25 protein-coding genes are annotated in these 24,565 nt (G+C 73.0%); 19 read left to right on the forward strand and 6 right to left on the reverse strand.

What is annotated here, in order from left to right; genetic code table 11:
* Nucleotides 1–96: 96 nt before the first annotated feature.
* From ACFVVX_RS00550 to ACFVVX_RS00560, 3 genes are read left to right on the forward strand one after another with little or no spacing between them, the layout of a single operon-like run.
* A complete protein-coding gene (locus ACFVVX_RS00550) occupies nucleotides 97–2,016 on the forward strand; it encodes an AMP-dependent synthetase/ligase (RefSeq protein ID WP_387939775.1) in 1,920 nt (639 codons plus the stop codon).
* A 59-nt stretch (nucleotides 2,017–2,075) separates the two neighbouring features.
* Entirely contained in the window at nucleotides 2,076–3,305 is a 1,230-nt protein-coding gene (hemW, locus tag ACFVVX_RS00555; RefSeq protein WP_387939777.1) for a radical SAM family heme chaperone HemW, read from the forward strand.
* Nucleotides 3,306–3,345: 40 nt separating this feature from the next.
* Nucleotides 3,346–3,903: a Uma2 family endonuclease gene (locus ACFVVX_RS00560; RefSeq protein WP_387939779.1), complete on the forward strand. Its 558-nt coding sequence runs from the start codon at nucleotides 3,346–3,348 to the stop codon at nucleotides 3,901–3,903.
* 7 nt (nucleotides 3,904–3,910) lie between these two features.
* Here the strand turns inward: ACFVVX_RS00560 and ACFVVX_RS00565 are convergent, their stop codons facing one another.
* The 4 genes from ACFVVX_RS00565 to htpX all read right to left on the reverse strand — a co-directional run bounded on the left by ACFVVX_RS00565 (nucleotide 3,911) and on the right by htpX (nucleotide 7,314).
* The gene (locus ACFVVX_RS00565; protein ID WP_387939781.1) at nucleotides 3,911–4,744 is read right to left on the reverse strand and encodes a DUF3097 domain-containing protein; all 834 of its coding nucleotides are present in this window, start codon (nucleotides 4,742–4,744) and stop codon (nucleotides 3,911–3,913) included.
* An 85-nt stretch (nucleotides 4,745–4,829) separates the two neighbouring features.
* Nucleotides 4,830–5,594, reverse strand: a complete 765-nt coding sequence (locus tag ACFVVX_RS00570; protein WP_387939783.1) for a DUF2785 domain-containing protein — start codon at nucleotides 5,592–5,594, stop codon at nucleotides 4,830–4,832.
* A 101-nt stretch (nucleotides 5,595–5,695) separates the two neighbouring features.
* The gene (locus ACFVVX_RS00575; protein WP_387939785.1) at nucleotides 5,696–6,280 is read right to left on the reverse strand and encodes a hypothetical protein; all 585 of its coding nucleotides are present in this window, start codon (nucleotides 6,278–6,280) and stop codon (nucleotides 5,696–5,698) included.
* A gap of 113 nt (nucleotides 6,281–6,393) precedes the next feature.
* Nucleotides 6,394–7,314 carry a zinc metalloprotease HtpX gene (htpX, locus tag ACFVVX_RS00580; RefSeq protein ID WP_387939787.1) on the reverse strand — a complete coding sequence of 307 codons (921 nt, stop codon included), beginning with the start codon at nucleotides 7,312–7,314 and terminating at the stop codon, nucleotides 6,394–6,396.
* A 261-nt stretch (nucleotides 7,315–7,575) separates the two neighbouring features.
* Here htpX and hrcA point away from each other — a divergent pair, with 261 nt between their 5' ends.
* The 16 genes from hrcA to ACFVVX_RS00660 all read left to right on the forward strand — a co-directional run bounded on the left by hrcA (nucleotide 7,576) and on the right by ACFVVX_RS00660 (nucleotide 22,868).
* Nucleotides 7,576–8,610, forward strand: a complete 1,035-nt coding sequence (gene hrcA / locus ACFVVX_RS00585; protein ID WP_387939789.1) for a heat-inducible transcriptional repressor HrcA — start codon at nucleotides 7,576–7,578, stop codon at nucleotides 8,608–8,610.
* A 75-nt stretch (nucleotides 8,611–8,685) separates the two neighbouring features.
* Complete coding sequence (dnaJ, locus tag ACFVVX_RS00590; RefSeq protein ID WP_387939791.1) at nucleotides 8,686–9,825, forward strand: molecular chaperone DnaJ; 1,140 nt, start codon at nucleotides 8,686–8,688, stop codon at nucleotides 9,823–9,825.
* Nucleotides 9,826–9,906: 81 nt separating this feature from the next.
* Nucleotides 9,907–10,656: a 16S rRNA (uracil(1498)-N(3))-methyltransferase gene (locus ACFVVX_RS00595; RefSeq protein WP_387939792.1), complete on the forward strand. Its 750-nt coding sequence runs from the start codon at nucleotides 9,907–9,909 to the stop codon at nucleotides 10,654–10,656.
* A 96-nt stretch (nucleotides 10,657–10,752) separates the two neighbouring features.
* A complete protein-coding gene (locus ACFVVX_RS00600; protein ID WP_387939794.1) occupies nucleotides 10,753–14,001 on the forward strand; it encodes a PDZ domain-containing protein in 3,249 nt (1,082 codons plus the stop codon).
* 111 nt (nucleotides 14,002–14,112) lie between these two features.
* A complete protein-coding gene (locus tag ACFVVX_RS00605) occupies nucleotides 14,113–14,760 on the forward strand; it encodes an RDD family protein (RefSeq protein WP_387939796.1) in 648 nt (215 codons plus the stop codon).
* Between the two features lie 52 nt (nucleotides 14,761–14,812).
* Nucleotides 14,813–15,166: a histidine triad nucleotide-binding protein gene (locus ACFVVX_RS00610; RefSeq protein WP_387939798.1), complete on the forward strand. Its 354-nt coding sequence runs from the start codon at nucleotides 14,813–14,815 to the stop codon at nucleotides 15,164–15,166.
* 5 nt (nucleotides 15,167–15,171) lie between these two features.
* Nucleotides 15,172–16,089 (forward strand): ribonuclease Z, encoded by a 918-nt coding sequence (locus tag ACFVVX_RS00615; protein ID WP_387939800.1) that lies wholly within the window; start codon nucleotides 15,172–15,174, stop codon nucleotides 16,087–16,089.
* Nucleotides 16,090–16,387: 298 nt separating this feature from the next.
* On the forward strand, nucleotides 16,388–17,422 hold the full coding sequence (locus ACFVVX_RS00620) for a PhoH family protein (RefSeq protein ID WP_387940629.1): 1,035 nt from the start codon (nucleotides 16,388–16,390) through the stop codon (nucleotides 17,420–17,422).
* Nucleotides 17,423–17,436: 14 nt separating this feature from the next.
* On the forward strand, nucleotides 17,437–17,931 hold the full coding sequence (gene ybeY / locus ACFVVX_RS00625) for an rRNA maturation RNase YbeY (RefSeq protein WP_387939802.1): 495 nt from the start codon (nucleotides 17,437–17,439) through the stop codon (nucleotides 17,929–17,931).
* Nucleotides 17,932–17,950: 19 nt separating this feature from the next.
* Nucleotides 17,951–19,276 (forward strand): hemolysin family protein, encoded by a 1,326-nt coding sequence (locus tag ACFVVX_RS00630; protein ID WP_387939804.1) that lies wholly within the window; start codon nucleotides 17,951–17,953, stop codon nucleotides 19,274–19,276.
* 32 nt (nucleotides 19,277–19,308) lie between these two features.
* Entirely contained in the window at nucleotides 19,309–19,545 is a 237-nt protein-coding gene (locus tag ACFVVX_RS00635; RefSeq protein ID WP_387939806.1) for a hypothetical protein, read from the forward strand.
* Nucleotides 19,546–19,620: 75 nt separating this feature from the next.
* A complete protein-coding gene (locus ACFVVX_RS00640; protein WP_387939808.1) occupies nucleotides 19,621–20,160 on the forward strand; it encodes a DUF4383 domain-containing protein in 540 nt (179 codons plus the stop codon).
* 97 nt (nucleotides 20,161–20,257) lie between these two features.
* A complete protein-coding gene (locus ACFVVX_RS00645) occupies nucleotides 20,258–20,611 on the forward strand; it encodes a cytidine deaminase (protein ID WP_387939810.1) in 354 nt (117 codons plus the stop codon).
* A gap of 164 nt (nucleotides 20,612–20,775) precedes the next feature.
* Nucleotides 20,776–20,937 carry a hypothetical protein gene (locus ACFVVX_RS00650; RefSeq protein ID WP_387939812.1) on the forward strand — a complete coding sequence of 54 codons (162 nt, stop codon included), beginning with the start codon at nucleotides 20,776–20,778 and terminating at the stop codon, nucleotides 20,935–20,937.
* A gap of 61 nt (nucleotides 20,938–20,998) precedes the next feature.
* Nucleotides 20,999–21,928 (forward strand): GTPase Era, encoded by a 930-nt coding sequence (gene era, locus ACFVVX_RS00655; RefSeq protein WP_387939814.1) that lies wholly within the window; start codon nucleotides 20,999–21,001, stop codon nucleotides 21,926–21,928.
* 226 nt (nucleotides 21,929–22,154) lie between these two features.
* A complete protein-coding gene (locus tag ACFVVX_RS00660; RefSeq protein ID WP_387939816.1) occupies nucleotides 22,155–22,868 on the forward strand; it encodes an alpha/beta fold hydrolase in 714 nt (237 codons plus the stop codon).
* Between the two features lie 43 nt (nucleotides 22,869–22,911).
* Here the strand turns inward: ACFVVX_RS00660 and ACFVVX_RS00665 are convergent, their stop codons facing one another.
* Together ACFVVX_RS00665 and ACFVVX_RS00670 are read right to left on the reverse strand one after the other, a co-directional pair.
* The gene (locus ACFVVX_RS00665; RefSeq protein WP_387939818.1) at nucleotides 22,912–23,178 is read right to left on the reverse strand and encodes a protealysin inhibitor emfourin; all 267 of its coding nucleotides are present in this window, start codon (nucleotides 23,176–23,178) and stop codon (nucleotides 22,912–22,914) included.
* Between the two features lie 272 nt (nucleotides 23,179–23,450).
* Nucleotides 23,451–24,470 (reverse strand): M4 family metallopeptidase, encoded by a 1,020-nt coding sequence (locus ACFVVX_RS00670; RefSeq protein ID WP_387939820.1) that lies wholly within the window; start codon nucleotides 24,468–24,470, stop codon nucleotides 23,451–23,453.
* Nucleotides 24,471–24,565 lie beyond the last annotated feature (95 nt).

Raw genomic sequence — 24,565 nt, forward strand, 5'->3', positions numbered from 1 at the left:
GCTGGTATCCAGCCGGTTGAGCCGGGGCCCGGCGACCGCCCCCCACGGGAGCCGAGACAACCCCTCACACGGCCACCCGCCCTCCGGAGGTCCTCGTTGAGTTCCGCGCAGTCCCTGATCGACTCCGGCAGTGCCGACATCGTCGCCGGGCGTCCCGCCTCCGTCGCCCACCTGTTCCTGGAGCGGGTCGCCGCCACTCCGGGCGGTGAGGCCTACCGCTTCCCCGTGCCGGTCGACGAGCACGCGGCGGACAGCACCCCCGGCGCCGAGCAGTGGCGCTCGGTGACCTGGGCGCAGACCGCGACGCAGGTCTACGCGGTGGCCGCCGGCCTGTTGTCGCTGGGCATCCGTCCGGAGGACCGCGTCGCGCTGATGTCCTCCACCCGGCTGGAGTGGATCGTCGCCGACCTCGGCAACATGTGCGCGGGGGCCGCCACCACCGCGATCTACCCCAGCACCAACGCCGACGAGACGGCGTACATCCTCTCGGACTCGGGCTCCAGAGCGCTGTTCGTCGAGAACGGGACCCAGCTCGCCAAGGTGGTCGGCGAGCTGGAGCAGCTGCCCGAGCTGCGCACCGCGATCCTCTTCGACGGCTCCGTCCCCGCGGAGACCGGCGGGCTGAACGTGCTCACCCTGGCCGACCTGGAGCAGCTCGGTACCGAGTACCTGGAGCAGCACCCGGACGCCGTGGAGAAGGCCGTCGCCGCGCTCGACAAGGAGCAGCTGGCCACCCTGATCTACACCTCCGGCACCACCGGCCGCCCCAAGGGCGTGCGCCTGGTGCACGACTGCTGGGCCTACCAGGGCCGCTCGCAGGAGCAGAGCGGGCTGCTGCGCGCCGAGGACGTGCAGTTCATGTGGCTGCCGCTGTCGCACGTGTTCGGCAAGAGCCTGATCTGCGGCCAGATCGCCACCGGCCACGTGATGGCCGTGGACGGCCGGGTCGACCGGATCATCCACAACCTGCCGGTCGTCCGCCCGACCATGATGGCCTCCGCGCCGCGCATCTTCGAGAAGGTCTACAACGGCATCGCCGGCAAGGCCCGGGCCGAGGGCGGCGCCAAGTACAAGATCTTCATGTGGGCGGCCCGGACCGCCCGTGAGTACGCCCGGGTCACCCAGGCGAACCGGATCGCCACCGGCCGCGACAGCGCCCCGCTGGGCCTGCGGATCCAGCACGCGGTCGCCGACAAGCTGGTGTACACCAAGATCCGGGACGCCTTCGGCGGGCGGATGCGCGGTTCGGTCTCCGGGAGCGCCGCGCTGGCACCCGAGATCGGCTACTTCTTCGCCGGTGTCGGCGTGCCGGTGCTGGAGGGCTACGGCTTGACCGAGACCTCGGCCGGCATCTGCGTCAACCGGGCCGAGGACGTCCGGGTCGGCACCATCGGCACCGTGCTGCCGGGCAGCGAGGTCCGGATCGCCGAGGACGGCGAGATCCTGCTGCGCGGCCCCGGCGTGATGCGCGGCTACCACAACCTGCCGGAGAAGACCGCCGAGGTGCTGGAGCCGGACGGCTGGTTCCACACCGAGGACATCGGCGAGCTCGGCCAGGACGGCTTCCTGCGGATCACCGACCGCAAGAAGGACATGTTCAAGACCTCCGGCGGCAAGTACGTCGCGCCGAGCGAGGTGGAGGGCAAGTTCAAGGCGGTCTGTCCGTTCGTCAGCAACATCCTGGTGATCGGCAACGGCCGCAACTTCTGCACCGCGCTGATCGGCCTGGACGAGTCGGTGATCATGCCGTGGGCCGCCGAGCACGGCCTGGCCGGCAAGTCGTACGCCGAGGTCGCCGCCGCGCCGCAGGTGCACCAGCTGATCGAGGGCTTCGTCAAGCGGGTCAACACCGACCTCCAGCGCTGGCAGACGATCAAGAAGTTCACCCTGCTCCCGCGCGACCTGGACATCGAGCACGGGGAGCTCACCCCGAGCCTGAAGATCAAGCGCCCGGTGGTCGAGCGGACGTACGCGGACGCCGTCACCGAGATGTACGCGGGGTCCAACGAGGCCTGATCCACCCGCCGTCCCGTACGGCCGCCGGGATCACCGGGGCCGTACGGGACAATGGGGTCATGCCCTCCGCACTCCCCGACGGCGAACCCGTGCCGTCCGACGGTTCCCTGCCCGCGCACGCCCTCACCGGGCTGGGCTCGCGGCCGTTCGGTTTCTACCTGCACGTCCCGTACTGCGCGAGCCGCTGCGGATACTGCGACTTCAACACCTACACCGCCACCGAGCTGCGCTCCTCGGGCGCCGTCGCCTCGCAGGAGACGTACGCGGACAACGTGGTCGCCGAGATCCGCCTGGCCCGGCGGGTCCTGGGCGGCGCCGACCTGCCCGTGCAGACCGTCTTCCTCGGCGGCGGCACCCCCACCCTGCTGCCCGCCCGGGACCTGGTGAAGATGCTCGCCGCGATCCGCGAGGAGTTCGGGATCGCCCCCGGCGCCGAGGTGACCACCGAGGCCAACCCGGAGTCGGTCGGCCCGGAGTACCTCGCCGAACTGCGCGAGGGCGGCTACAACCGGATCTCCTTCGGCATGCAGAGCGCCCGGCCGCACGTGCTGCAGCTGCTCGACCGCCACCACACCCCCGGCCGCCCCGAGGCCTGTGTCGCCGAGGCCCGCGCGGCCGGCTTCGAGCACGTCAACCTGGACCTCATCTACGGCACCCCCGGCGAGTCCGACGACGACTGGCGGGCCTCCCTGGACGCCGCGATCGGCGCCGGCCCCGACCACGTCTCGGCGTACTCGCTGATCGTCGAGGAGGGCACCAGGCTGGCCGCCCGGGTCAAGCGCGGCGAGCTGCCGATGATCGACGACGACGTGCACGCCGACCGCTACCTGATCGCCGAGCAGGCGCTCGCCGCCGCCGGCTACTCCTGGTACGAGGTCTCCAACTGGGCCACCACGCCCGAGGGCCGCTGCCGCCACAACGAGCTCTACTGGACCGGCGCCGACTGGTGGGGTGCCGGGCCCGGCGCCCACAGCCACGTCGGCGGCGTCCGCTGGTGGAACGCCAAGCACCCCGCCGCCTACGCCCGGGCCCTCGCCGAGCAGCGCACCCCCGCGCAGGCCCGCGAGGTGCTCGCCGAGGAGGACCGCCGGGTCGAGCGCATCCTGCTGGAGCTGCGCCTCGCCGAGGGCATCCCGCTCACCCTCCTGACCGGGACCGGCCTCAAGGCCGCCGACCGGGCCCGCACCGACGGCCTGCTCGCCGCGGAGCCCTACGAGCAGGGCCGCGCCGTCCTGACCCTGCAGGGCCGCCTGCTGGCCGACGCGGTCGTGCGTGACCTGGTGGACTGAGATTCGTTGACGTGGTGCCAGCCGTCGGAGGGAGCGCGCAATGACCGCCATCGATGACCGGGTGATAGGGATCTTCGAGAACCTGGAGGTTCCGGAAGGCTTCAAGGCCGAGCTCATCAGGGGGGAAATCGTGATGACGGCCGGGCCGGACATGGTCCACAACCTCATCGTCCTGGCGATTCAGCACCAGGTTCCGTACGGTCGGTGGCGTGCGCTCACCACGCAGGACCTGACGGTCCCCGGCCAGGCCAGCGAACCGCAGCCCGACCTGGTCGTCTTCGAGCGCGGGGTGGTCGAGGAGCACGGGCGTCTGCTGCCCTCGCCCGCCGTCACCCTCGTGGTCGAGGTGGTGTCGAGGACCAGCGTCGACCGCGACTACCGGACCAAGCGGGAGATGTACGCCGAGGGGATGATCCCGGCTTATCTGATCGTCGATCCGATCAAGGGTGTGTGCGTGCTGTTGACCGAGTTGAGCCGGCCTTCCGGGACCGGTCCTCAGGGTTACATGTCCGAACGGACCAGCAAGTTCGGAGAGCCCGTTCCCGTCGACGTGCTCGGCATCGTCCTGGACACCACGGACTTCCGGACGTACGCCTGAGCGGAGCTCAGTCCTCCGACGTCACGAAGTCGATCAGTTCCTCGACCCGGCCCAGCAGGGCCGGGTCGAGGTCCTTGTAGGAGTCCACCGAGGCGAGGATGCGCTTCCAGGCGGCGGGGGTGTCCTCGGGCCAGCCGAGGCGGCGGCAGGTGCCGAGCTTGAAGTCCTCGCCGCGGGGCACGGCGGGCCAGCCGGGGATGCCGACGGAGGAGGGCTTCACGGCCTGCCAGACGTCGATGTAGGGGTGGCCGACGACCAGCACGGCCTCGCCGGTGACCCGGGCGGCGATGCGGTGCTCCTTGGTGCCGGGGAGCAGGTGGTCGACCAGGACGCCGAGGCGCCGACCGGGGCCGGGGCCGAACTCGGCGACGATCGCGGGCAGGTCGTCGACGCCCTCCAGGTACTCCACCACCACGCCCTCGATCCGCAGGTCGTCGCCCCAGACCCGCTCGACCAGCTCGGCGTCGTGCCGGCCCTCGACGTAGATCCGGGACTCGCGTGCGACGCGGGCCCGGGCACCGGGGACGGCGACCGAGCCGGAGGCGGTCCGGCCAGGCACGCGGGAGGGCGCCGGCGCGGCCGCGGCGGGCCGGACCAGGGTGACCACCCGGCCCTCCAGCAGGAAACCGCGCGGTACCAGCGGGAACACCCGGTGCTTGCCGAAGCGGTCCTCCAGGGTGACGGTGAACCCCTCCGCCGTCTTCTCGCAGCGCACCACCGCGCCGCAGAAGCCGCTCGCCGCCTCCTCGACCACCAGGTCCCGCTCGGCGGGCACCTCCGGGGCGGGCTGCTGCCGCTTCCACGGCGGGGTCAGGTCGGGTCCGTACGAGCGGCTGCGCATTCCACGGAGTCTAGGGTCTGACCGGCCGGCGGGGCCCGGCGCACGCCGGTCCCGTCAGCCCGTCAGCCCGTCAACCCCGGGGCCCTCAGCCCGCGTACGGGGCGTTGACCGCCAGCACCTCGGCGAGGTGCCGCTTGAGCGCCCCGGCGTGGCGCAGTGTCAGCGGCTCGGCGCCGCGGGCCGGTCGCACCCCGCGGTCGGCGAGCAGGTACAGCACCCGCAGGGTCCGCAGGGTGTTGGAGACGGGCGCGGGGACGGTCCCCGGCCGGCGCGGCTCCCGGGCGGCGATCGGCTCCAGCCAGGCCACGGACTGCCGCTCCGTCAGCTCGGCCCGGGTCAGGACCAGCGCCAGGGCCTGGCCCAGCCGGTCGTCCTCCAGGGCGTCCCAGACGTGGTCGGTCGGCGCCGTCAGCCGGGCCGCGGCCACGTCCAGCAGCGGCGCCGGGTCCACCAGCGGGCTGCGGCCGAAGGCGGCCAGCAGGTCGGCGCCGTGCGCGACGGCGTGCAGCCAGCCGAGTGACCCGTCCCAGCCGCGCAGATCGGTCTCGGCGGGGTACCAGCGGGCGAAGGCCTCCAGCCAGGACGGCTGGTGGGCGCCGGCGTCGACGATCTCGGCGAGGACCAGCGCGGCGAAGGTCCGGGCCTGGATCTCCGGGTCGGCGAACCGCTCGGCCATCCGGTCGCCGAGCGAGCCCAGCTGGTCGGGCGCCAGCAGTGGAACCCACCGGCAGAACTGTTCGTAGGCCAGCCCGTCGCGTATCCCCGGGTCGGGGGAGCGCAGCTCGGCGCTCACGAGGGCCAGCAGGTCGGGGGTGGGCTGCGCGGATTCGATCTCATCCCAATGGATCACGTTCGGGCACGCTAGAGCGGGCCGCCGCCCGGGGCCACCCGTTTTCACCGCCCCGGTGCCCCCGCGGCCCCGGCGGGACCCCACGGCCCCGGCGGGAGGGCTCACAGCCCCGGCGCACCCCAGACCGGGAACCAGCGACCGAGGTCCTTCTCCAGCCGCAGGTCGTTCCCCAGCATGGCGTTGACCTGGAGCTCCAGCGGGCTGTTGCGCCGCTCCCCGCCGCCCGGCATCGGCGCGAACGGGTAGAAGGTGCCGCGCTTGAACAGGTAGACCAGTGCCAGCGGCTGCCCCTCGGCGTTGCGGAAGGCGACCAGCGAACAGAGCAGCTGCGGCCCGAAGCCGTTCGCCTCCAGCTCGCTGTTGACCGCGTGCAGGTCGTTGACCAGCTCCGGCAGCTCCTGCGGGGTGTGCCGGGCGAGCAGCCAGGAGTAGCCGTACGCGTCCTTGGAGGCCTCCACCGGGACGCCGCCGCGCTCGGTGTCGGCGTCCAGCAGCGCCCGCACCTGCCGCTCCACCTCGCCGAAGGCCCCGCCCTCGACGGCCGCGAAGCAGACCGACCCGAGGCCGGTCGGCAGGAAGCCGGCGGCCGCCTCCAGGGTCAGTGCGGCCGAGGGGACGCCGAACAGCTGGTCGAGATCGGGTTTGACGGGCTTGGTGCGGCCGAACAGGGTGTCCAGGAATCCCACGGTGGTCCTCTCCGGTCGGGACGGTCGGGAGCAGGTCGGTCGGGAACAGATCGGTCGGAGCAGGTCGGTCAGGAGCGGGTCGGTCGGGAACACGTCGGCCGGGGGCGGCGGCGTCAGCGGCCCAGCTGGGCCGAGATGCCCGCCAGCTGCTCCAGCCGCTTCTCCAGCGAGGGGTGGGTGGAGAACAGCTGCGAGGCGGCCTCCCGGGCGCTCAGCGCCGGGGCGAAGTAGAAGGCGTTGTACGGCTGCGCCTGGCGCAGGTCCTTGGTGGGGATCGCGGCGATCTGGCCGGTCACCTTGGTCAGCGCCGAGGCCAGCGCGCTCGGCCGGCCGGTGAGCTGGGCGGCGGCCCGGTCGGCGGCCAGCTCCCGGTAGCGGGAGAGCAGCCGGGTCAACAGGAAGCTGATCGCGTAGACCACCACCGAGACCAGCGGGATGACCAGGGCGGCGATGGCCGCGTTGGAGTCGTTGCTGTTCCGGCCGCCGCCCATGAACCCGCCGTACATCGCGATCCGGGTCATCGCGCCGGCCAGCACGCCGAGGAAGCCGGCGATGGTCATCACCGCGACGTCCCGGTGGGCGACGTGCGACAGCTCGTGCGCCAGCACGCCCTCCAGCTCCTCCGGCTCCAGCCGCCGCAGCAGCCCGGTGGTGACGCAGACCACCGCGTTCTGCGGGTTGCGGCCGGTCGCGAAGGCGTTCGGCATGTCGTTGTCGGCGACGGCCACCCGGGGCTTGGGCATGTCGGCGAGCGCGCAGAGCCGGTCGATGGTGCCGTGCAGCTGCGGGTACTGCTCCGGAGTCACCCGGTGGGCGCCCATCGCCCGTTCGGTGATCTTGTCGCTGAACCAGAACTGGGCCACGAACAGGCCGCCCGAGAGCAGCACGATCAGTGGCCAGGCCCCGCGCAGCAGCACGATCAGCAGGCCGGTGAAACCGACGTACAACAGCCCGATCACGAACATCGTCCCGACCATCCGGCCGGTCAGACCGCGGTCCGGGGCGAAGCGGGTGTGCTGGCCCGAGCTCGACATCGCTGCTCCTCCGTTCGCCGTTCGCTATCGATGCTGCCACCCGGTCGGGCCCACGGCATCACCCGCGCGCCGGACAGTGCGGGCAGGATCACCCCCGACGGGCCGTTCCTGCCGTCGGACCCGGGCCTTACACTGGCAGGTACGGTTCTGGCACTCGTGTGTTCAGAGTGCCAAGGCCGGGGCCTCCCAGAGCGGCTCGCAGCATGCCAAAGCGGACACATGTCACAACGGACAACGTGCGAAGACGGAGGTGGGTGCCCCATGGCCGGTGAGGTCCGACAGCTCGACGAACGCAAGCTCGCCGTGCTGCGCGCCATCGTCCAGGACTACGTGGGCACCGAGGAGCCGGTCGGCTCCAAGGCCCTGGTGGAGCGGCACAGCCTCGGGGTGTCCCCGGCCACCGTCCGCAACGACATGGCCGCGCTGGAGGAGGACGGCTACATCCACCAGCCGCACACCAGCGCCGGGCGGATCCCCACGGACAAGGGGTACCGCCTGTTCGTCGACCGGTTGGCCGAGGTCAAGCCGATGAGCGCGCCCGAGCGGCGGGCGATCCGGCACTTCCTGGACGGCGCGGTCGACCTGGACGACGTGGTGGCCCGGACGGTCCGGCTGCTCGCGCAGCTCACCAGACAGGTCGCGGTCGTCCAGTACCCCTCGCTCTCGCGGTCCACCGTGCGGCACATCGAGCTGGTCGCACTCGCCCCGGCCAAGGTGATGCTGGTCCTGATCACCAACACCGGCCGGGTCGAGCAGCGGATGGTCGACTGCCCGGGCGCGGTCGGCGAGGTGGTCCTCGCGGACCTCCGCGCCAAGATCAACACCCGGGCCGTCGGACAGCGCCTGCCCGACGTGCCGGGGCTGCTGGAGGAACTCCCGGCGGCCTTCGAGGCGGCCGACAGGCCGGCCGTCACGACCGTCCTGGCGACGCTCTTCGAGGCGCTCGCCGAGCAGAACGAGGAGCGGATCATGCTGGCCGGCACGGCCAACCTGACCCGCTTCGGCCACGACTTCCCGCTCACCATCCAGCCGGTGCTGGAGGCCCTGGAGGAGCAGGTCATCCTGCTCCGCCTCCTGGGTGAGACCGCGGACGCGGGGGTGACGGTCCGGATCGGGCGGGAGAACGCCTACGAGGGGCTCAATTCCACCTCGGTCGTCTCCGTCGGTTACGGTTCGGGCGACGAGAGCGTGGCCAAACTGGGTGTGATCGGTCCGACCCGGATGGACTATCCGGGCACAATGGGGGCGGTGCGAGCGGTGGCACGGTACGTGGGTCAGATCCTGGCCGAGTCGTAGGAACGGCCACCGTCGGAAATCCGGCGGTGGTACCAGTCGCAAGCACTTCTACAGGCGGAACAAGCGGAGCATTTGGTGGCCACGGACTACTACGCGGTACTCGGCGTCCGACGGGATGCGGGGCAGGACGAGATCAAGAAGGCGTTCCGACGCCTGGCACGCGAACTGCACCCGGACGTCAACCCGGACCCGAAGACGCAGGAGCGGTTCAAGGAGATCAACGCCGCTTACGAGGTGCTCTCGGACCCGCAGAAGCGCCAGGTCTACGACCTCGGCGGCGACCCCCTGTCGCCCAACGGCGGCGGCGCGGGCGGCTTCGGCGCGGGCGCGGCGGGCTTCGGCTTCTCCGACATCATGGACGCCTTCTTCGGCGCGGCCTCCGGCCAGCGCGGGCCGCGCTCGCGGACCCGGCGCGGCCAGGACGCCATGATCCGGCTGGAGATCACCCTGGAGGAGGCCGCCTTCGGCACCACCAAGGAACTCCAGGTCGACACCGCCGTCACCTGCACCACCTGCAGCGGCGAGGGCGCCGCTCCCGGCACCTCCGCGCAGACCTGCGACATGTGCCGCGGCAAGGGCGAGGTCTCCCAGGTCACCCGGTCCTTCCTGGGCCAGGTCATGACCTCCCGCCCCTGCCCGCAGTGCCAGGGCTTCGGCACCGTCGTGCCGACCCCGTGCCCGGAGTGCGCCGGCGACGGCCGGGTCCGGGCCCGCCGCACCCTGACCGTCAAGATCCCGGCCGGCGTCGACAACGGCACCCGGATCCAGTTGGCCGGCGAGGGCGAGGTCGGCCCCGGCGGCGGCCCGGCCGGCGACCTCTACGTCGAGATCGCCGAGAGCACCCACCCGACCTTCCAGCGGCGCGGGGACGACCTGCACTGCACCGTCACCATCCCGATGACGGCGGCCTCGCTCGGCACCCAGGTGCCGCTGCAGACCCTGGACGGCCTGGAGGAGGTCGACATCCGGCCCGGCACCCAGTCCGGCCAGTCGATCCCGCTGCACGGCCGCGGCATCACCCACCTGCGCGGGGGCGGCCGGGGCGACCTGATAGTGCATGTCGAGGTGCAGACGCCCACCAAGCTCGACCCCGAGCAGGAGGACCTGCTGCGCCGCCTCGCGGTGCTGCGCGGCGAGGAGCGGCCCTCCGGCCAGTTCGCGCCGGGCCAGCAGGGGCTGTTCTCCCGCCTGAAGGACGCCTTCAACGGCCGCTGACAGCACCGGCGCCCGGCGACCCGCACGGGTCGCCGGGCGCCGTCGTTCCACCGCACCGACCTCGCACCCCCAGGGGACCTCATGACCGCGCCCGTGTTCGTCGTCGAGACCGCGCAGCTCGCCTCCGCCGCCCCGGGCGCGGTGGTCCGGCTGGACGGGCCGGAGGGGCGGCACGCCGCCGCCGTGAAGCGGCTGGAGCCCGGCGAGGCGGTGACCCTCGCCGACGGCCTGGGCCTCGGCGTGGACGGCACGGTGACGGCCGTGCACGGCAAGGACGCGATCGAGGTGACCGTGGCGGCGGTGCGCCGCGAGCCCGAGCCGGGCCCGCGGATCGTGGTCGTCCAGGCGCTGCCCAAGGGCGACCGGGGCGAGCTGGCGGTCGAGACCATGACCGAGGTCGGCGTGGACGTGGTGATCCCCTGGGCGGCCTCGCGCTGCATCACCCAGTGGAAGGGCGATCGCGGCGCCAAGGCGCTCGCCAAGTGGCGGGCCACCGCCCGGGAGGCCGGCAAGCAGGCCCGCCGGCTGCGCTTCCCCGAGGTCCGCGAGCCGGTGACCACCCGGCAGCTGGCCCCGGTACTGGCCGGCGCCGCGTTCGCCGCCGTGCTGCACGAGGACGGCGCCGAACCGCTGGCCACCGCCGGGCTGCCCGCCGCCGGGGACATCGTGCTGGTGGTCGGACCGGAGGGCGGGGTCTCCCCGGAGGAGCTGGCCGCCTTCGCCGAGTCCGGTGCCGGGCCGTACCGGCTCGGCCCTTCGGTGCTGCGCACCTCCACCGCGGGCGTGGCCGCCGGCGCCCTGCTGCTCGGCCGCACCGGCCGCTGGAGCTGACCGCGGGGCGCGCCGCCCGCGACGGGTGTCCTCCGTAGGGTTCGCAGTGCACGAAAACCGGGGCGCGTCGTGTGCGCACGTGCCTAGGCTGACCGCGTGAGCGAACCTCGGAGCACCTCAGCGGGCGCCTACCTGCGCCACCCTCATCTGCACGGCGACCTGATCACCTTCGCCGCCGAGAACGACGTCTGGCTCGCCCCCCTGGAGGGCGGCCGGGCCTGGCGGCTGACGGCCGATCACGTCCCCGTCCGCCGGCCGCGGTTCTCGCCGGACGGGCGGCACATCGCCTTCACCTCGACCCGGGACGGCGCGCCGGAGGTGCACGTCGCTCCGGTGGACGGCGGTCCGTCCCGCCGGCTGACGTACTGGGGCAGCGCGCAGACCCAGCTGCAGGGCTGGACGGCCGACGGCCGCCCGATCGCCACCACCACCGCCGGACAGGCCACCCTGCGGCGCACCTGGGCGCACGCCGTGCCGCTGGACGGAGGCGAGCCTGTCCGGCTGCCGTACGGGCCGATCGGCGGCCTGGCGTCCGAGCCGGGCGGGGACGGCGTGCTGCTGGTCTCGGCGGGCAACCGGGAGCCCGCCTGGTGGAAGCGCTACCGGGGCGGCCAGGCCGGCAAGCTCTGGATCGGCCGGGACGAGTTCGTCCGGGTCCACGCGGACCTCGACGGGCAGCTCGACTCCCCGCTCTGGGTCGGTGGGCCCGACGCGTCCAGAATCGCCTTCCTCTCCGACCACGAGGGCGTCGGCGAGCTGTACTCCAGCCTCCCGGACGGCACCGACCTGCGCCGGCACACCACCTCCCCGGAGGGCTTCTACGCCCGCGGCGCCACCACCGACGGCACCCGGGTGGTCTGGCACAGCGCCGGCGACCTCTGGCTGCTGGACGACCTCGACGGCGCCGAGCCGCGCCGCCCGGACATCCTGCTGGCCGGTCCGCGGGCCGGCCGCCGCCCCCGCCCGGTGGCGGCCGCGCACTGGCTGGAGAGCGTCGCCCCCGACCGCACCGGCCGGGCCGGCGCCGTCGTGGTGCGCGGCAGCGTGCACTGGCTGACCCACCGCGAGGGCCCGGCCCGGGTCCTGGACGAGACGCCGGGGGTGCGCGGGCGCCAGGCCCGCGTGGTGCCCGCCGAGGACGGCGCGCAGGGCGTGCTCTGGGTGACGGACGCCGAGGGCGAGGACGCGATCGAGTACGCCCCCGCCGTGCTGGGCACCGAGCGCCGCCGACTGGCGGTCGGCGCGCTCGGCCGGGTGCGCTCCCTGGTGGTGTCGCCGGACGGCAAGCAGGCGGCGGTCGGCTCGCACGACGGGCGGGTGCTGCTGGTCACGCTCGCCGACGGCGCCGTGCACGAGCTGGCCCGCAGCACGGACGGCGAGGTCAGCGGGCTGGCGTTCAGCCCGGACTCGGCCTGGCTGGCCTGGTCGCAGCCGGCGGCCGGCCTCGGCGCCTGGTCGCTGCGCCACATCGCGCTGGCCAACCTGGCCACCCGGACGGTCGGGGAGGTCACCCCGCAGCGGTTCATCGACACCTCGCCGGCCTTCACCGCCGACGGACGGCACCTGGCGTTCCTCTCGGTGCGCAACTTCGACCCGGTCTACGACTCGCACGTCTTCGACCTGTCGTTCCCCAACGGCTGCCGCCCCTACCTGGTCACGCTGGCCGCCGACACGCCGTCCCCGTTCGGGCCGCAGCGGGCCGGGCGACCGGTCGGCGGGGACGAGGACGAGCCCAAGGGCCGCAAGGCGGACGGCGAGGAGGCCTCGGCCGACGCGCCGCCCACCACCCGGGTCGACCTGGACGGCATCGCCGACCGGATCATCCCGTTCCCGGTCGAGGGCGGCCGCTTCGGGGTGCTGAAGGCCGCCAAGGACGGCGTGCTCTGGACCAGGATCCCGCTGGTCGGCGAACTCGGCGACGAGGCGGCCTCGCTGGACGACGAGCGGCCGCGCCCCACGCTGGAGCGGTTCGACTTCCGCAAGCGCCGCGCCGAGCAGCTGGTGGACGGCCTGGACGCGTTCGCGGTCAGCGCCGACGGCACCCGGCTGGCCGTCCTGGACGAGGGTGAGCTGCGGGTCGTCCCCGCCGACCACAAGGCGGTCGGCGACGACGACGAGATCGAGGTCGACCTCTCCCGGCTCCGGGTGACCGTCGACCCGGCGGCCGAGTGGCGGCAGATGTACGCCGAGAACGGCCGCCTGATGCGCGACAACTTCTGGCGTCCGGACCTCGCCGGGGTGGACTGGACCGGCGTGCTGGACCGCTACCGGCCGCTGGTGGAGCGGGTCGGCTCGCACGACGACCTGGTGGACCTGCTCTGGGAGGTGCACGGTGAGCTCGGCACCTCGCACGCCTACGTGATCCCGCACGGCGTCCACGCCGAGGCCGCCCGCCGGCAGGGCCAGCTCGGCGCCGACCTGGTCAAGGAGGGCGGGATCTGGCGGATCGCCCGCATCCTGCCCGGTGAGTCCTCCGACCCGCGGGCCCGCTCCCCGCTGGCCGCGCCGGGCGCCGCCGTCCGCCCGGGGGACGCCGTCCTCGCGGTCAACGGCCGCCCGGTGGACCCGGTCACCGGCCCGGCGCCGCTGCTGGCGGGCACCGCCGGGCAGCCGGTGGAGCTGACGGTGGCCGGCAAGGACGGCACCGACCAGCGCCACCCGGTCGTCGTCCCGCTCGCCGACGAGGAGCCGCTGCGCTACCACGACTGGGTGGCCGGGCGGCGGGCCGCCGTCCGCGAGCTGTCCGGCGGGCGGCTCGGCTACCTGCACATCCCCGACATGCAGACCACCGGCTGGGCGCAGATCCACCGCGACCTGCGGTCGGAGATGATCAAGGAGGGGGTGATCGTCGACATCCGGGAGAACCGCGGCGGCCACACCTCGCAGCTGGTGATCGAGAAGCTGGCCCGGCGGATCATCGGCTGGGACGTCGCCCGGGACATCGCCAGCCCGGTGCCCTACCCGGGCGACGCACCGCGCGGGCCGATCGTGGCGCTGGCCAACGAGTTCTCCGGCTCGGACGGCGACATCGTCAACGCCGCCATCCAGGCGCTGAAGCTCGGACCGGTGGTGGGCACCCGGACGTGGGGCGGGGTGATCGGCATCGACAGCCGGTACAGCCTGGTCGACGGCACCCTGGTGACCCAGCCCAAGTACGCCTTCTGGCTGGACGGTTACGGCTGGGGCGTGGAGAACCACGGCGTCGACCCGGACGTCGAGGTGCCGTTCGCCCCGCACCAGTGGGCCGCGGGTGAGGACCCGCAGCTCGCCGAGGGCGTCCGGATCGCCCTGGCCGCCCTGGCCGAGACCCCGGCCAAGACCCCTCCGCCGCTCCCCTGGGAGTAGCACCCGCTGCCGCGGGGGGAGGGCGGGCGGTCGGCCCTCCTCCCGCGGGCCGTGGGTAGGATGCGGGGCTGTTCATGATCGACAGGCGATCGACAGCTCACGGGGGAGCACATGGCACAGGGCTATCCGCCGCCGCAGTCCGGGCAGCAGCCGTACGGGCAGCAGCCGTACCCGCCGGGCCCGTACGCCCAGCAGCCGTACCCGCCGCAGCCGTACCCGGGGCAGCAGCACCAGGTCCCGCCGTACCCGGCGCAGCCGTACCAAAGCCCGCCGTACGGACCGCAGCAGGCCCACGGCCAGCCGTACCCGCCGCAGCAGGGTGCCGCCCGGGTGCCGCGGCCCAAGGAGGCGGGCGGCTTCCGGCGGTTCTTCGCCGCGACGCTCGACTGCCTGGTCGCCGTCACCGCCGGCTTCGCCGCCGCCAAGGCGGCGAGCGGCCCGGACGGCCCGGCCGGCGTCTACTTCGGGACGCTCGTGGGCGTCTTCTTCGCCGCCTCCTTCGCCAACCAGGTGCTGCTCGCCCGCCTCGCCGGCTTCAGCCTGGGCAAGGGCGTCCTGGCCGCCCGGGTGATCCGCAGGAAGGACGGCAGCCGCCCGCACACCTGGCGGCTCACCAAGCGCTGGCTGCTCGGCTACGTCATCGTCGTGGTCGGCCTGCTGACCGAGGATCCGGAGTCGGAGGGCACCGCCGTCGGGGTCCGGGTGGTCCGCCGCAAGCACCTGCGCGAGTACCAGCAGGCGAAGGCACGGCTCGGCTAGCATGCCGCCGTACGCCCCGACCGACACCGTGCGACACCGCGAGGAGACCCCGATGGCCGGCGAGCCGAAGCCCGACTGCCTGTTCTGCAAGATCGTGGCCGGCGAGATCCCGGCCACCGTGGTGCGCAAGACCGAGCGCACCCTCGCCTTCCGGGACATCGCCCCGAAGGCCCCGACCCACGTCCTGGTGATCCCGCACCTCCACTACCCGAACGCCGCCGAGCTGGCCGCCGCCGAGCCGGAGATCGCCGGCGAGCTGCTCGCCGAGGCCGGCGCGGTCGCCAGGGACGAGGGCATCGAGGACTACCGGCTGATCTTCAACACCGGCGCCGGTGCCGGCCAGACCGTCTTCCACGCCCACGTCCACGTGCTCGGCGGTGCCCCGATGACCGAGCGCATGGTCTGACCGAGGTGTCACAGCGCGAGTTCGTGGTCCTCGGCACCGCCAGCCAGGTGCCCACGCGGCACCGCAACCACAACGGCTACCTGCTGCGCTGGGACGGCGAGGGCCTGCTGTTCGACCCCGGCGAGGGCACCCAGCGCCAGATGGTGCACGCCGGGGTCTCCGCCACCCAGATCACCCGGATCGCCGTCACGCACTTCCACGGCGACCACAGCCTGGGCCTGGCCGGGGTGATCCAGCGGATCAACCTGGACCGCGTCCCGCACCCGGTGGACGTCTACTTCCCGGCCTCCGGCGAGGTGTACTTCGAACGGCTGAGGTACGCCACCGCCTACCACGAGACCGCCGTGCTGCGCCCCCGCCCGATCGAGGAGCCCGGCCCGCTGCCCGCGCCCGGCGCCCGCTTCGCGCTGGACGCCGTCCGGCTGTCGCACCCCGTGGAGTCCTTCGGCTACCGGCTCTCCGAGCCCGACGGCCGCCGACTGGTGCCCGAGCGCCTCGCCGCCCTCGGCATCGCCGGCCCGGACGTCGGCCGGCTCCAGCACCAGGGCGCGATCGAGGCCGCCGGGCGCCGGGTCACCCTGGACGAGGTCAGCGAGCCCCGGCCCGGCCAGCGCTTCGCCTTCGTGATGGACACCCGGCTCTGCGAGGGCGTCCACCAACTCGCCGAGGGCGCCGACCTGCTGGTCGTCGAGGCCACCTTCACCGACGCCGACCTCCGGCTCGCCGAGGACCACGGCCACCTCACCGCGGGTCAGGCCGCCAAGGTCGCCGCCGAGGCCGGCGCCCGCACCCTGGTGCTCACCCACTTCTCCCAGCGCTACCCCGACCTCGCCCAGCACCTCGCCGACGCCCGCAAGCACTTCGAGGGCACCATCGTGCTCGCCGAGGACCTCGCCCGGGTCCCGGTCCCCCCGCGCCGGTAGTGCGGACGCCGGCGGCACCCGGTCCGGACGGGCGGAAAACCGCTCGCGCCGCGCCCCGATCTGCCCCAGCATCAACGGGTGCGGCCCCGCCGCCCGCCGCAACGATCACGCTCGCGGCGTACCCTGGTGACCCCGGAGAGACCGAGCGGCACCACGAGACCACGGATTGGGATGAGGCAGGCCCCAGCGCCGACCTATGAGTGACACATCGCAGACCCGTACGAATGGACGCCCGCGCCCCGAACCGGCCGAAGAGGGCCGCACCAGCGCCCGGATCGTCATCCCCGAGAAGCACCCGATGGTCACCCTGCTCGGCACCGCGGACTCGCTGCTGCGCGTGATCGAGCAGGGCTTCCCCGCCGCCGACATCCACGTCCGCGGCAACGAGGTGACCGCCACCGGAGAGCGCGCCGAGGTCGCCCTCGTCCAGCAGCTCTTCAACGAGATGATGCTGGTGCTGCGCACCGGCCAGCCCCTGACGGAGGACTCCGTGGAGCGCTCCATCGCCATGCTCCGCAGCGCCGTGGACGACCCGGACAGCCCGGCGCCGTCCAAGGTGTTCACCGCGAACATCCTGTCCAACCGGGGCCGCACGATCCGCCCCAAGACCCTCAACCAGCAGCGCTACGTCGACGCGATCGACAAGCACACCATCGTCTTCGGCCTCGGCCCGGCCGGTACCGGCAAGACCTACCTCGCGATGGCCAAGGCCGTCCAGGCCCTCCAGGCCAAGGAGGTCAACCGGATCATCCTGACCCGTCCGGCCGTCGAGGCGGGGGAGCGGCTGGGCTTCCTGCCCGGCACCCTCTACGAGAAGATCGACCCGTACCTGCGCCCGCTGTACGACGCGCTGCACGACATGATGGACCCGGACTCCATCCCCCGGCTGATGGCCGCGGGCACCATCGAGGTCGCCCCGCTCGCCTACATGCGCGGCCGCACCCTCAACGACGCCTTCATCATCCTGGACGAGGCCCAGAACACCTCGCCCGAGCAGATGAAGATGTTCCTCACCCGCCTCGGGTTCAACTCCCGGGTGGTCGTCACCGGCGACACCAGCCAGATCGACCTCCCGGGCGGCACCCGCAGCGGACTCAAGGTCGTCCAGGACATCCTGGTCGACGTGCCCGACATCCACTTCTCCGTCCTCACCAGCACCGACGTGGTCCGCCACAAGCTGGTCGGCCGGATCGTGGACGCGTACGAGCGCTGGGACGCCCTGCAGGAGGCCGAGGAGACCGCTCCGCAGACCTCCCGCAAGCCCTCCCAGCGGCGGCCCGGGAAGACCACCGCGCCGCGCGCACCCCGACAGTCCCATCGCACCGAAAGCTGAGTAACCAGCCCGTCATGTCGATCGACATCGCCAATGAGTCCGGTTGGGACGCCGACGAGGAGTCCATCCTCGACGTCGCCCGCTACGCCCTGGACAAGATGCGGATCCACCCGCAGTCCGAACTGTCCGTGATCCTGGTGGACGGTGCGGCGATGGAGGAGCTGCACATCCAGTGGATGGACCTCCCGGGGCCCACCGACGTGATGTCCTTCCCGATGGACGAGCTGCGCCCCGGCAAGGAGGGCGAGGAGCTGCCGCAGGGCCTGCTCGGCGACATCGTGCTCTGCCCCGAGGTCGCCGAGCAGCAGGGCAAGGCGGCCCCGTCCAAGCACTCGATGGACGAGGAGCTGCAGCTGCTCACCGTCCACGGCGTGCTGCACGTCCTCGGCTACGACCACGAGGAGCCCGACGAGGAGGAGGAGATGTTCGCCCTCCAGAAGCGGATCCTGGACGACTGGCGGGCGGGCCGCGGCCTCGGCGGGATCTCCCCGGCCCCCACCACCCACTGAGCGCGGAGCCCGAACCCCTGTGAGTGGTGAGAGTACGAGCTTCATCCTGGGTGCCGTCCTGCTCGTCGTCCTCGGCTGGCTGGCCGCGTGCGCCGAGGCGGGCATCTCCCGGGTCTCCCGGTTCCGCGCCGAGGAGGCCGTCCGGGCCGGGCGGCGGGGTGCGACGCGACTGCTGACCCTGGCCTCCGACCCGATCCGCTACCTGAACCTGGCCACCCTGATCCGGGTGGCCAGCGAGATGGCGGCGGCCGTCCTGGTCACCGTGGTGTGCGTCCGGAACCTGGACTCCACCTGGCAGGCCGTACTGCTGGCGTTCGGCGTGATGGTGCTGGTGTCCTTCGTCGCGGTCGGCGTCTCGCCGCGCACGATCGGCCGCCAGCACCCGCTGACCACCGTCACCGCCGCCTCCTTCGTGCTGCTGCCGCTGGCCAGCGTCCTCGGTCCGATCCCGCGCCTGCTGATCCTGCTCGGCAACGCACTCACCCCGGGCAAGGGCTACCGCGAGGGGCCGTTCGCCTCCGAGGCGGAGCTGCGCGCCCTGGTCGACCTCGCCGAGAAGGACGACCTGATCGAGGACGAGGAGCGCCGGATGGTGCACTCGGTCTTCGAGCTCGGCGACACCATCGTGCGCGAGGTGATGGTCCCGCGCACCGACCTGGTGATGATCGAGCGGCACAAGACCGTCCGACAGGCGCTCACCCTGGCGCTGCGCTCCGGCTTCTCGCGGATCCCGGTGGTCGGCGACAACGAGGACGACGTGGTCGGCATCGTCTACCTCAAGGACCTGGTGCGCCGCACCCACATCAACCGGGACTCCGAGTCCGACGAGGTCGGCACGGTGATGCGGCCGGCCGTCTTCGTCCCGGACAGCAAGCCGGCCACCGACCTGCTGCGCGAGATGCAGCAGATGCGCTCGCACGTGGCGATCGTGATCGACGAGTACGGCGGCACCGCCGGGCTGGTCACCATCGAGGACATCCTGGAGGAGATCGTCGGCGAGATCACCGACGAGTACGACCGGGAGATCGCGCCGGTCGAGGACCTCGGGGACGGCTCGTACCGGATCACCGCCCGGCTGCTGGTCGAGGACCTCGGCGAGCTGTTCGGCATCGAGCTGGAGGACGAGGACGTCGAGACCGTCGGCGGCCTGCTCGCCAAGCACCTCGGCCGGGTGCCGATCCCGGGCTCGTCCTGCGAGATCCCGCTGCCGGAGGACGCCGCCACCGACCTCACCGCGATCCGGCTCACCGCCGAGAGCTCGGCGGGCCGCCGCAACCGGATCGGCTCGATGGTCGCCACCCCGGTCCGCGGGGCGTCCGGGACCGCCCCGGAGACCGGCGAGTAGCGTCCGGGCCCCCGGCGATCGACCATGGGTACATGAGTCATCTACTGCGTGCGGAGTACGGCCCGCAGGGTCGGCCGGCCGGGGCGAAGTCCTGGCACGTCGTCCGGGCCGCCGAACCCGCGGCGGCCCTGTGCGGCCGCACCATGGACACCGACGCCGAGACCCGGCCGGAGGAGGAGTGGGGTACCGGGCTGCGCTGCTGCCAGCAGTGCGGATCGCTGTACATGCACGAGGTGCCCCACATGCAGGGGAGCCACCCCTACAGCTGACCGGCCCGGCCGTGCGCCCCGCCGTGCGCGGAGCGCACGGCCCAGGCCGTCCGACGTCCCATGGTGGAGGTCACCATGAAGCTGCAAGACGAACTGCCCGTCGACCACAAGCTCGTCACGGTCTGGCGGATCGGAGCGGGACTCGGCGGGGTCTTCCTGATCGTGTTCGGGATCCTCGGGCTGCTGGACCACCCGGGCTTCCTGTCCACCAGCGGCGACCACATCGCCGGGCTCTCGACCAACGGGGCGCTGAGCATCCTCTCGATCGTGGTGGGCGCCGTCCTGGTCGCCGGAGCGGTCATCGGGGGGAACGTCGCCTCCAACGTGAACATGGCGGTCGGCGCGCTGTTCGTGCTCTCCGGGTTCTACGGCCTGACGGTGCTCGGCCGACCGGACGCCAACATCCTCAACTTCCGGATGTCCAACATCATCTTCGCGTTCGTCTTCGGCGTGGTGGTGGTGACCTTCGGCATGTACGGCCGGGTCAGCAGCCACCTGCCGCACGACAACCCGTACTGGCGCCAGCGGTCGGAGGACGAGGAGCCGATGCCCTCCGGTCCCAAGACCCTCGTGAAGGTGCTGCGGCCCGGGCCGCCGAACCCGATCGGCCACTGAACCCGATCGGCCGCCGAACCAGACCGCCCGCCGGGCCCGATCGCCCGCCGGTCCCCGGCCCGGCCCGGGGACCGGCCCCGGGCCTATGCTCCTGGGCATGAGCGACATCCTCGAACTCGACCCCGAAGACAAGAAGATCATCACCCTGGCCCGCTCCGCCCGCGCCCGCAACGGCGTCGCGGAGGGGGCCGCGGTGCGCGACGAGACCGGCCGGACGTACGTGGCCGGGACGGTCGCGCTGGAGTCGCTGCGGCTCAGCGCGCTGCAGACGGCGGTGGCGATGGCCGTGGCCAGCGGCGCGAAGTCGCTGGAGGCGGCGGCCGTGGTGAGCGAGGCCGGGGAGCCCGCCGAGGCCGACCTGGCCGCGGTGCGGGACCTGGGCGGCGCCGGGACGCCGGTGCTGCTGGCCGGGCCGGACGGTGCGCTGAAGGTGGCGGCCGAGGCCCGCTGAGCCGCGCGGGCGGGGGTGCCCGGGCGGAGGCCCTGGGCGCCCCCGCCCGGTGCCGTGCGCCCCGGGTGCCCGAGGCCTTCCACCGCCGGAGCCCCTGGCCAACCACCCCCGAATACGGCAGATAATCTCACCGGGGAGTGGGCTGTGCTGAGGGGGCTGGGGAGATGGGGCCGTTCGCGTTCTTCGCGGGGCTGCTGCTGGGCGTGATGGGCATGGGCAAGTGGCAGGAGACCGGCTCGCCGTTCTGGCTCTGGGGCTCGGTGGCGTTCCTCCTGCTCGTCCTGATCATGGGAATCGCCTCGCTCGGAGGGGGCGGGAAGGGCTGAACGGGCACCCCGTCGGCGGCTTGGTCCGTCGTGCTCCCGGTGATCAGGGAGAATGGGGCGCATGAGTGCCCCTTCCTCCTCGTACCGCTCCGGCTTCGCGTGCTTCGTCGGCCGGCCCAACGCGGGCAAGTCGACCCTGACCAACGCCCTGGTGGGGACGAAGGTCGCGATCACCTCCGACCGTCCGCAGACCACCCGGCACACCGTGCGCGGCATCGTGCACCGCCCGGACGCCCAGCTCGTCCTCGTCGACACGCCCGGCCTGCACAAGCCGCGCACCCTGCTCGGCGAGCGGCTGAACGACCTGGTCCGCAGCACCTGGGCCGAGGTCGACGTGATCGGCTTCTGCCTGCCCGCCGACCAGAAGCTCGGCCCCGGCGACAAGTTCATCGTCAAGGAACTCGCCGACATCAAGAAGACCCCCAAGGTGGCCATCGTCACCAAGACCGACCTGGTCGACTCCAAGCGGCTGGCCGAGCAGCTGATCGCCGTCCACCAGCTCGGTGCGGAGCTGGGCATCGAGTGGGCCGAGATCATCCCGGTCTCGGCGGTCGGCGACAAGCAGGTCGAGCTGGTCGCCGACCTGATCACCAAGCTGCTCCCGGAGGGCATGCCGCTCTACCCGGACGGCGACCTCACCGACGAGCCCGAGCAGATCATGGTGGCCGAGCTGATCCGGGAGGCCGCCCTGGAGGGCGTCCGGGACGAGCTGCCGCACTCGCTGGCCGTGGTCGTCGAGGAGATGATCCCGCGCGAGGGCCGCCCGGCGGACCGCCCGCTGCTGGACATCCACGCCAACGTCTACATCGAGCGGCAGAGCCAGAAGGCCATCGTGATCGGCGCCAAGGGCGCGCGGCTCAAGCACGTCGGCACCACCGCCCGCAAGCACATCGAGGCGCTGCTCGGCACCCCGGTCTACCTGGACCTGCACGTCAAGGTGGCCAAGGACTGGCAGCGCGACCCGAAGCAGCTGCGCAAGCTGGGGTTCTGAGCCCCCGCGCACCCAGGTCCTAGCAGGGCCCGCCAGGACGACCGCGTCCGGGCGGGCCCTCGCGCATGCCGGGCCCGGGGGTGACAGCCGTCTCGGGCGGCGGTGCTGGCCCCCGGGCCCGTCCGGGGTGTTCGCTGAGCGGTGGCGCTCGTCGGTGCCCCCGCCCCGCCGCGGCGAACCGACGCGGGTGCGGACCGTGACGGCAGAGCAGAGAGGTTTCACCAGAATGAGGCTGAACACCCACGAGTGGGGCTCCGGTGACCGGATCGCCGTCCTGGTGCACGGCATCATGTCCGACCACCGCACCTGGCGGAAGGTCGGCCCGGCGCTCGCCGAGCGCGGCTACCGGGTGATCGCGGTGGACCTGCGCGGCCACGGCGCGAGCCCGCGCGGCGAGGGCCCGGCCCCGGTGGACCGGTACGGCCCCGAGCTGTTCGCCCAGGACCTGGTCGACACCCTGCCGGTCGGCGCGGACCTCGCCATCGGCCACTCGCTGGGCGGGCTCGCCCTGCTGGACGCCGTCGACCGGCTGAAGCCCGCCCGGGCCGTCTACTCCGACCCGGCCTGGAAGTTCGCCCAGCCCGGCCTGTTCACGCCGTCCGCCTTCACCCTGTTCAAGCGGGCCTCCCGGGAGCAGATCAAGCTGCTCAGTCCGCGCTGGGAGGAGGTCGACGTGGACGTCGAGCTGGCCACCGTCGCGGCCTGGGACGAGGACAGCGCCCTCGCCCTGGCCGGCCACCAGGAGCCGACCGGCCTGCCCGGTGCGCCCGCCGTCCCCTCGCTGGTCCAGCTGCCGGGCCGGAGCTTCCTGATCACGCCCGAGGACGCCGAGGAGCTGCGCGGCCTCGGCTACGAGGTGCGCACCGTCGAGGACAGCGGCCACACCATCCACCGGGACGACCACGAGGGCTTCATGGCCTCGCTCGACGGCTGGATCTGAGGCCGGCCGCCGGCCGGCCCGGGAGCGGGCCGCGCGGGGGTGCTCAGGCGCCCTCGCGAAGGACCAGCGAGACCAGCTCCCGCTGCGAGTCGGTCAGCTTGGGGTCGGCGCAGTGGACCGTCCGGCCGTCGACGGTGATCTCGTAGTGGAAGCCGTCCGGCACCCCGTAGGAGGGTGCCCGCAGCCCGCCCGCGACGGCCTCGCGGGCGAGTGCGTGGACGTGCGGGGCGTCGATACGCTCGGCGGTGTCGAGCTCCGCGCGGCGGACGTGTCCCGCGAGGCCGCCGGTCCGGGTCACCTGGATACGCATGGTGTCCATGGTGCTACGCAGGGATGGCGTTTGCCGACGTTTTCCCGGACCTTGACCTAAGGTTCGCCCTAAGTCCTGTCCGGCCGATCTTGCCGGGCGCGCGACGCCGGGCATCCTCCCCCAGCCTTCGGCCGGGAGGTGCCCCCACCTGGACGCACGCCCGAATCACCCGAGTACGTCCAGTACGAGGGCGATCCGGGCGCACGCCCAGCCGGGCGCCCACCGCCGCGCGCTGATCCGCCAAGATCGGCCGGACAGGACCTAAGCCCTCCTCAACCGGGGCTGATGCCGACGGCGGCCCAGGCCGCCGTGACCGTGTCGGCGACGGAGGGTTCCGGGTAGCGGTCCCGGGCGGCCGCGACGGTGGCCCGGGCGAAGGCGGTGAAGTTCGCGTCCGCGGGCAGCCGGCGGCCGGTCAGCGCGTCGTACCAGATCTGCCCGGCACGCTCCCAGGCCGGGCCGCCGAGGGCGGTGGCGAGCAGGTAGAACGCGTGGTTGGGGATACCGGAGTTGATGTGCACGCCGCCGTTGTCCTGGGCGGTGTTCACGTAGTCGCGCAGATGGGCGGGCTGCGGGTCCTTGCCGAGCCGGGGGTCGTCGTACGCGGTGCCGGGCGCCCTCATCGAGCGCAGCGCCACCCCCTGCACGCCCGGTGCGAGCAGTCCGGCGCCGATCAGCCAGTCCGCGTCGGCGGCGCTCTGGCGCAGCGCGTACTGCTTGACCAGTGAGCCGAACACGTCGGAGACGGACTCGTTGAGCGCGCCCGGCTGGCCCCGGTACTCCAGTCCGGCGGTGAACTGGGTGACGCCGTGGGAGAGTTCGTGGCCGATGACGTCCACGCAGGCGGTGAAGTCGCCGAAGATCACGCCGTCCCCGTCGCCGAAGACCATCCGGTGGCCGTCCCAGAAGGCGTTGTCGTAGTGCCGGCCGTAGTGGACGGTGGCGTCCAGGCGCAGGCCCTGGTCGTCGATCGAGCGGCGCCCGTACACGTCGGCGAACAGGGCGAAGGTCGCGCCGAGGCCGTCGTAGGCGTGGTTGACCGAGTCGTCGGTGCCGGGGTTCTGGCCCTCGCGGCGGACGACGCGGCCGGGCAGCCGCTCGGCGTGCCCGGCGTCGGAGATCACCCGCTCCAGCCGGGCCGGGCCGGGCGGGGGAGGGGAGGGCGCCAGCCGGGCCTCGCGGTGCGCGGCGTCCAGGGTGAGTGAGCGGGCGGCGGGGGCGTGACCGTCCTCGGCGAGGCGGTCCAGGATGAACGGCGGAACAATCGTGCAGAGCGGCAGGTCTGCTGTCATGTGGCCAAGAGTGAGGCCTCGATGACCTGTTGTCACCGGCGCGGACGGAAGTGCCCGCCGTCTCAAGGGGTGGAAATGTCACCCGGCTCACTTCG

Origin of the sequence: Kitasatospora sp. NPDC058170, from assembly GCF_042883905.1 — a bacterium.
In the GTDB taxonomy this organism is placed as follows: Bacteria; Actinomycetota; Actinomycetes; order Streptomycetales; family Streptomycetaceae; genus Kitasatospora.